This is a genomic window from Azospirillum sp., from assembly GCF_035627195.1.
Lineage (GTDB): Bacteria > Pseudomonadota > Alphaproteobacteria > Azospirillales > Azospirillaceae > Azospirillum.
In genome coordinates this window covers 1-6,974 of sequence record NZ_DASPMG010000448.1, presented here as the reverse complement: position 1 = coordinate 6,974, position 6,974 = coordinate 1, and the positions used below count along the sequence as shown (strand labels likewise).

The window sequence follows — 6,974 nt, the reverse complement described above, 5'->3', positions numbered from 1 at the left end:
TTCTTGGTCGGGTCGAGCTGCGGCTCCTGCGACAGGTAGCCGACCTTGGCGCCCTGCGCCGCCCAGGCCTCGCCCGAGAAATCCTTGTCCAGGCCGGCCATGATCTTCATCAGGGTCGACTTGCCGGCGCCGTTGACGCCGAGAACGCCGATCTTCGCCCCCGGCAGGAACGAGAGCCAGACGTTGTCCAGCACCTTCTTGCCGCCGGGGTAGACCTTGGTCAGGCCCTTCATGACATAGACGTATTGATAGGACGCCATGCGCCTCTCCGTCCCTTTCGCCGGGGAAATTGGAAGTGGAGGCGCCGCATCGGCGCCAAACCGGTTGACGCAGGGTTTTAGCGCATCAGGATGCCGGAAGAAACGGTGAAGGAAGGACTCCTCGTTTGCTCACCATATACGTCGATGCCGACGCCTGCCCGGTGAAGGCGGAAATCTACAAGGTGGCCGGGCGCACCGGCTGCAAGGTCGTGCTGGTGTCCAACGCGCCGCTGCGCCTGCCCAACGAATGCCTGGCCGAGCTGGTCGTGGTGGGGTCGGAGTTCGACGCCGCCGACAACTGGATCGCCGAGCACGCCGCGGCGCGCGACATCGTCGTGACAGCCGACATCCCGCTGGCCGACCGCGCCATCAAGAACGGCGCCGTGGTGATCGGCCCGACGGGGCGCCCCTTCACGCCGGATTCGATCGGCAGCGCGCTGGCCACCCGCGCCCTGATGGCCGACCTGCGCGCCATGGGCGAGGTGCAGGGCGGCAACGCCCCGATGGGCCAGCGCGACCGCTCCCAGTTCCTCCAGACGCTGGACCAGGCCGTGCAGGCCCTCAAGGCCGGCCGGCAGCCGAAGTGGCGGTAAGGAACACCCCTCCCCAACGGCTCCGATCAAGAACACGCAGCGGCCCGACGTGCCGACCTCAGCCCAGAAGGCCGCGGATGGTCCCCAGCAGAGTGTTGGCGTTGTCCTTGACGTAGCCGTCCTTGCCGTCGGTCACGAACAGCGCCGAGACCCTGGCGTCGGCTCCGTCGCCGCTGGTGGCGGCAAAAGCCTTCTTGGTGCCGTTCGGCGACCAGCCGGATTGCTCCAGCGCCTTGCCGAGCGCGCTGTCCTTGAGCATCGACAGCACTCCCTGGCCATCGGCCCCGGAGAGGTCGAGGAGCGGGCCGTTGGCCGCCGGCTTGGCATTGGCGTCGAAGAGGATGCGCACGCTTCCGCCCGCCTCCCCGTCCTTGGCCCCCAGCGCGATGTCGAGCGTGCCGACCGAACCGCCGCCCGCACCCGCCGCGCCATCCCCGGCCATCGCCTTGGGCTTCGCCAGCCCGTTCTTTTCGGCGAGTTTGTCGATCATGGCGACGGCGGCCCCGCCGGCACCCCAGCCGTCCTGTTCGGCGGTCAGGCCGAAGGTCTCGCTGACCAGCGCGTTCAGCTTGCCCGCGTAATCGGTGATCTCCTTGCGCGCCGCGCTCTCCTCCGCGACGGCGGGCCGCTCCATCTTCACGCCGGCCGCCGCCAGAAGCCCGGCATTCCCCCGTATTCCACCGTCCAGGTTCAGCTTCACGGGACCGGAGAAATTGGCGAAGACGGCGGCCGTGGGCGACAGGTCCACCGTGTCGACCGGCCCCGTGGACGCCGGACCGGACGGCGCGGCCGGGGACGCGGGCGCCTTGGCATCACCGGCATTGCGTGCCGCCGGCTGGTTGTGAACGGTGTAGCCACCAACGCCGACGATGCTCATGCCCCTCTCCATGCGAAAGCTCACGCCGGAAAGGAACACTGACAATCTCAGGTAAACAACAAGTTAATCTGACAGAATTTGCCGCCGATTACACAACCAGTTATTGCTTAGTTTGGTTTCTATCCTTTAAACCGCTGGGATTTTCACACCACCAGGAAGTCCATCGCACTTAGCCCGGCCCTCGACACACCCACCAGGGTCACGCTGTTGCCGGCGTTCAGGTCGATCACGGCGCCGCCGGCGCCGTCGGCGACCCGCGCCAGCACGTCGGCCGCGGTCGTAATGCCGGCATCGCGCGCCACGTGGATGCGGTCGGTGCCGTGCCTGAAGTCGGTGACCACGTCGCGGCCGACACCGACGTAAAAGGCGTCCGCGCCGCCGCCGCCGTGCAGCGTGTCGGCACCGGCGTTGCCGTACAGCGTGTCGTTGCCGTCGCCGCCGTCGATCACGTCCGCACCCTGCCCACCGAACAGCCGGTCGGTCCCCTGCCCGCCGAACAGCGTGTCGTCGCCCAGGTTGCCGTACATCAGGTCGGCGCCGGCCCCGCCGCCCACCACGTCGGCGTCCTGGCCGCCGTGCAGCGTGTCGTCGCCGGCCCCGCCGGCCAAGTCGTCCATGCCCTGGTTGCCGTACAGCCGGTCGTCGCCCTCGCCGCCGTCGGCGCGGTCGTTGCCGGGGCCGGCCAGCAGGCCGTCGTCGCCGGTGCCGGCGGACAGCGTGTCGTCGCCGCCGTTGCCGATCAGGGAGTTGTCGTTGGCGTCGCCCAGCAGGCGGTCGGCGCGGTCGTCGCCCGCCTGCATGTGGCCGATGGTGCGCGCGGTCTTCGGCCCGTACAGGTAGGCCACCGCGTCCACGTCCAGGGGCCCGAGGTCCACGGGATAGCGTATGTTGCCGGTGATGTAGGACATCACCGTCTGGTCGGTGTTGTCGAGCGACGCCGGCAGGAAGGGGCCGGGCGAGCCGCCGCCGGTGGCGTTGTAGTTGCCGGGGTGCTTCAGGCCGATGGCGTGCCCGATCTCGTGCACGTAGGTGAGGTAGGCGTAGCTGCCGAAGCCCGGCGCCAGATTGCCCGGATCGAACGTGGTGACCCAGACGTCGCCGCCACGCGGATCGTCCGCCAGGGGAATGAAGGCGTAGGCGGCGACGCGCTCGTCCAGTTCGGCGGCGCCGAAGCGGATCGTGCCGCCGGCCCCGGTGTCCGCCACCTCGACGAAGGTGATGTTGGCGGCGGCCGACCACTCGGCCAGCGCGGCGCGCGCGGCCTCCTTCATGGCGTCGTTGAAGGCCTGGAACGCGATCACCTCCGTCGGCTGGTAGTAGGACGGCGCGCGCGCCATGAAGCTGTAGGTGACGGTGACCGGCATGCCGAACATGGAATCGGCGTTCCAGCGGTAAGGGTCGCCCACCAGCAGGGCGTCCACCTCGGCGTCGCCGGAGTTCACGCCCTCGGGCGTGGGGGTCGGGTCGACGTCGTGGTCGGTGCCGTCGTCGCCGATGACGCCGCGGACGGTGCCGACGACGCCGTCCTCGATGTCGTCGACCACGCCGACGACGGCGCGCGCCAAGGGACGGAAAGCGTCGAAGGTGGTGGCCGGCATGCGCCCTCCGCGGCAAGGCCGGGCGCCGCGCCGCCCCCGGCCGGCGCCCCTACCACGAACGATTGTAGTGGGAAGCGCGCTACCTCCACAACCGGCCGTTCGGCGGCCTTCCCGCCGGCGGGCCTTGCCCGAATGCCCGGCCGGTCGCATCCTCTGGGGAACAGGAGAAGGGGACAGGACCTTGGAACGCGCGGATTTCCTCGTCATCGGCGCCGGCATGGCGGGCGCCTCGGTGGGTTGCGAACTGGCGGCGCACGGGCGCGTGCTGGTGCTGGAGCGGGAGGCGCAGCCGGGCTACCACGCCACCGGCCGCTCCGCCGCGCTGTACACGCAGACCTACGGCCACGCCGTGGTGCGGGCGCTGACGGTGGCGAGCTGGGACTTCTACACGCAGCCGCCCGCCGGCTTCGCCGAGCACCCGCTGCTCACCCCGCGCGGCGTGCTGCTGGTCGGCCGCGCCGACCAGTCGGCGGCGGTGGACGCCGCCTTCGAACAGGGGCGGCGGCTGACCCCGACGGTGGAGCGCTTCGACGCCGCCCGCGCGCTGGAACGCTGCCCGGCCCTGCGCGCCGATTACGTGGCCGGCGCGGTGTGGGAGCCGGACGCCATGGACATGGACGTGCACGCCATCCACCACGGCTACCTGCGCGCGCTGAAGGCGCGCGGCGGCACGGTGGTGACCGACGCCGGGGTCGGCGGGGTGGCGCGCCGGGACGGGTTGTGGGTCGTCGAGACGACGGACGGGCGGACCTTCGCGGCGCCGGTGCTGGTCAACGCGGCAGGCGCCTGGGCCGACGCGCTGGCCGGGCTGGCCGGCGTGCGGCCGGTGGGGCTGGTGCCCAAGCGGCGCACGGCGGTGACCTTCGACCCGGTGTTCGAGGAGGCGGATCTGGCGGCGGGACTCGGCGGCTGGCCGATGGTGATCGACGTGGACGAGACCTTCTACTTCAAGCCCGAGGGCGGGCGCCTGCTCGCCTCCCCGGCCGACGAGACGCCGGTCGAGCCGTGCGACGCGCAGCCGGAGGAACTGGACGTGGCGCTCGCCATCGACCGCGTGGAACAAGTCGCCCGCTTCCACGTTCGGCGTATCAGCCATCGGTGGGCCGGCCTGCGCAGCTTCGTCGCCGACAAGGTGCCGGTGGCCGGATTCGACGACCGGGCGGAGGGGTTCTTCTGGCTGGCCGGCCAGGGCGGCTACGGCATCCAGATGGCGCCGGCGTTGGCGCGCACCGCCGCGTCGCTGATCACCGGGGCCGGCGTGCCGGCCGACGTGGCCGGGCTCGGCGTCACCGCCGCCGACCTGGCCCCGGCGCGCCTGAGATCGTGAAAGGGGCGGTGAGGACGAGAAGGAGGGACCGCCGTGACCGCGACTCCGCTGATGCCGCGACCGATGCTGCGGCGCCTGGGCCTGGCGGCCGTGGCCGCCGGCATCACCGCCTGCGCCAACCCGGCCGCCGACCAGGCCATCAGCGCGCAGAGCGCGCTGGTCGGCATGCCCAAGTCCACGCTGCTGTCCTGCGCCGGGGTACCGGAGCGGCAGGCCGTGGCGGACAGCCGGGAGTTCTACACCTACCAGACCGGCCGCATCGTCTCCTACCCCGTCACCACGGGCTTCTACGGCGGGCCGTGGCGGCCTTGGGGCTATGGCGGCTGGGGCTGGCCGTCCTATGCGGCGGATGTGCGCAGCTATGCCTGCGAGGCGACCTTCACCCTGCGCAACGGCGTGGTCGAGCGGGTCGTCTACGGCGGCGGCAGCAGCCTGGGCGAGTGCGGCGCCATCGTGCGGAACTGTCTGGCCCAAACACCGCAGCCGCAAATGCCGCCGTCCCCGGCGCCCCAGTCAATGCCGCCCCGGACACAATAAGCCCACTCTAATTGTGTGATCACAAAGCAATAGCAGGGGCGCCAAACCCTTGTCCCTGCGGCGTTGCGTCGCTGTCGCTTTGGCGCAACAGTGCGTCGAAACTGTTGCGGGCTGCCTAGCAGGCGGGCAAAAACTCTGCTACACCACGGTCAACAACGCAGACCGCGCCAAATCAAACCCGACCATGCTGTGGGAGCAGATCCAATGACTTTCCTGAAGCGCGCCGCCGCCGCCCTGCTGGCGACCACCGCCGTCGCCGCCTTCGCCACCACCGCCACCGCGCAGGATTTCAAGGGCAAGTCCGCCGGCGACATCCTGGTGCGCGCGCGCATCGTCGGCGCCATCCCGCAGGAGAAGGCCGACCTGACGCTCGGCGGCGCCAACATCGGCAAGGGCCATGTCGAGAACGGCTGGACCCCGGAGCTGGACTTCTCGTACTTCTTCACCGACAACATCGCCGCCGAGCTGATCGCCGGCACCACCCGCCACAAGATCAAGGCCAGCACCATCCTGGGCGAAGTGGACGTGGGCAAGACCTGGCTGCTGCCGCCGACCCTGACGGTGCAGTACCACTTCTTCACCAAGGAGCGCGTCAGCCCGTACGTCGGCGCCGGCATCAACTACTCGCTGTTCTACAGCAAGTCGGCCGCCGGTGGCGTCGCCCAGTCGCTCAGCCTGAAGAACCGCTTCGGCTGGGCCCTGCAGGCCGGTGTGGACGTCGCCGTGGGCGGCCCGTGGTCGATCAACCTGGACGTCAAGAAGATCTTCGTGAAGACCGATCTGGACGTCGGCACCCCGCTGGGCAACATCCACTCCAACGTCCGCCTGGATCCGTGGGTCGTCGGCGTGGGCGTCGGCTACCGCTTCTAAGCACGCCGCAGGGCCTTCGGGCCGCTGCGCATAGGAAAGGCCGGGCACCCCGACGGGGTGCCCGGCCTTCTCTTTTGCGCGGCTTCCTTTCCGGGCACCGGGGTGTGAGCATCGCCGATGCGCGGCACCGCACACCGGCTGAACACCGATGGTGAACACCGATGGCGGCCCGCCCGGCCGAAAGGAGGTTCCATGCACGTGGCCGCCGTGTTGAAGAGGAAGGGCAACGCCGTTGTCACCGTCCGCGCATCCGACACCGTTGCCGACGTGGCGCGGGTGCTGGCGCAGCACCGCATCGGCGCGGTCCTGGTGCTCGACGAGGCCCGGCGCCCGGCCGGCATTCTGTCGGAGCGCGACATCGTCCGCGCCCTTGCCGGCGACGGCCGCGCCGCTCTGCTGCGCCCGGCCGCGGACCTGATGACCCGCGACATCGTCACCTGCCAGCCCACCGACACCATGGCGCAGGTCATGGCGCTGATGACCGACCGGCGCATTCGCCACCTGCCGGTGATGGACGGCGACCGCCTGGCCGGACTGATCAGCATCGGCGACGCCGTCAAGGCGCGCCTGGACGACGCGGAACTGGAGGTGGAGTCGCTGCGCGGCTACGTCGCCGGGCTGGGGTAAAGCGCGGCAGCGCGCCTTCGCCCGTAGGTTGGGTTGAGCCGAAGGCGAAAACCCAACGTTCTTGCGGCACCAACGAAAAAGGCGCGCCCCCGGTCCGGCGGCGCGCCTTTCTTCTGTTTGCGGGCCGACTCGCGTCAGGCGTTGGTCGACTGCGGGAAGGCCATGGCCGCCTGGGTGCGGTTGCGCACGCCCAGCGACTTGAAGATCGCCGTCATGTGGATCTTCACCGTGCCTTCGGACAGGCCCAGCTCGTGCGCGATCTGCTTGTTCGACTTGCCTTCGCGC

9 protein-coding genes are annotated in these 6,974 nt (G+C 70.3%); 5 read left to right on the top strand and 4 right to left on the bottom strand.

Annotation, left to right across the window (positions count from 1 at the left end):
* On the bottom strand, positions 1-260 hold a 260-nt coding region (locus VED21_RS38400; protein ID WP_324891729.1), incomplete at its 3' end, for an ATP-binding cassette domain-containing protein.
* A 125-nt stretch (positions 261-385) separates the two neighbouring features.
* Here VED21_RS38400 and VED21_RS38395 point away from each other — a divergent pair.
* Complete coding sequence (locus VED21_RS38395) at positions 386-853, top strand: YaiI/YqxD family protein (RefSeq protein WP_324891727.1); 468 nt, start codon at positions 386-388, stop codon at positions 851-853.
* Positions 854-911: 58 nt separating this feature from the next.
* On the opposite strand, the gene VED21_RS38390 is transcribed toward VED21_RS38395, so the two are convergent.
* Together VED21_RS38390 and VED21_RS38385 are read right to left on the bottom strand one after the other, a co-directional pair.
* Positions 912-1,730, bottom strand: coding sequence for a hypothetical protein (locus tag VED21_RS38390; protein WP_324891725.1), 819 nt, complete (start codon positions 1,728-1,730; stop codon positions 912-914).
* 143 nt (positions 1,731-1,873) lie between these two features.
* The gene (locus tag VED21_RS38385) at positions 1,874-3,328 is read right to left on the bottom strand and encodes a matrixin family metalloprotease (RefSeq protein ID WP_324891723.1); all 1,455 of its coding nucleotides are present in this window, start codon (positions 3,326-3,328) and stop codon (positions 1,874-1,876) included.
* 181 nt (positions 3,329-3,509) lie between these two features.
* On the opposite strand from VED21_RS38385, the gene VED21_RS38380 reads away from it, so the two are divergent.
* The 4 genes from VED21_RS38380 to VED21_RS38365 all read left to right on the top strand — a co-directional run bounded on the left by VED21_RS38380 (position 3,510) and on the right by VED21_RS38365 (position 6,689).
* On the top strand, positions 3,510-4,655 hold the full coding sequence (locus VED21_RS38380) for an FAD-binding oxidoreductase (protein WP_324891722.1): 1,146 nt from the start codon (positions 3,510-3,512) through the stop codon (positions 4,653-4,655).
* 33 nt (positions 4,656-4,688) lie between these two features.
* Positions 4,689-5,192, top strand: a complete 504-nt coding sequence (locus VED21_RS38375) for a hypothetical protein (RefSeq protein WP_324891720.1) — start codon at positions 4,689-4,691, stop codon at positions 5,190-5,192.
* Between the two features lie 204 nt (positions 5,193-5,396).
* Positions 5,397-6,062 carry an OmpW family protein gene (locus tag VED21_RS38370; RefSeq protein ID WP_324891718.1) on the top strand — a complete coding sequence of 222 codons (666 nt, stop codon included), beginning with the start codon at positions 5,397-5,399 and terminating at the stop codon, positions 6,060-6,062.
* Positions 6,063-6,254: 192 nt separating this feature from the next.
* On the top strand, positions 6,255-6,689 hold the full coding sequence (locus tag VED21_RS38365) for a CBS domain-containing protein (RefSeq protein WP_324891716.1): 435 nt from the start codon (positions 6,255-6,257) through the stop codon (positions 6,687-6,689).
* Between the two features lie 134 nt (positions 6,690-6,823).
* On the opposite strand, the gene VED21_RS38360 is transcribed toward VED21_RS38365, so the two are convergent.
* A partial coding sequence (locus VED21_RS38360) for a response regulator transcription factor (RefSeq protein ID WP_324891730.1) occupies positions 6,824-6,974 on the bottom strand: 151 nt, incomplete at its 5' end.

Coding starts and splice junctions, on each gene's coding strand:
- VED21_RS38390 (WP_324891725.1), bottom strand. CDS start 1,730: ATGAGCATCGTCGGCGTTGGTGGCTACACCGTTCACAACCAGCCGGCG.
- VED21_RS38370 (WP_324891718.1), top strand. CDS start 5,397: ATGACTTTCCTGAAGCGCGCCGCCGCCGCCCTGCTGGCGACCACCGCC.
- VED21_RS38385 (WP_324891723.1), bottom strand. CDS start 3,328: ATGCCGGCCACCACCTTCGACGCTTTCCGTCCCTTGGCGCGCGCCGTC.
- VED21_RS38365 (WP_324891716.1), top strand. CDS start 6,255: ATGCACGTGGCCGCCGTGTTGAAGAGGAAGGGCAACGCCGTTGTCACC.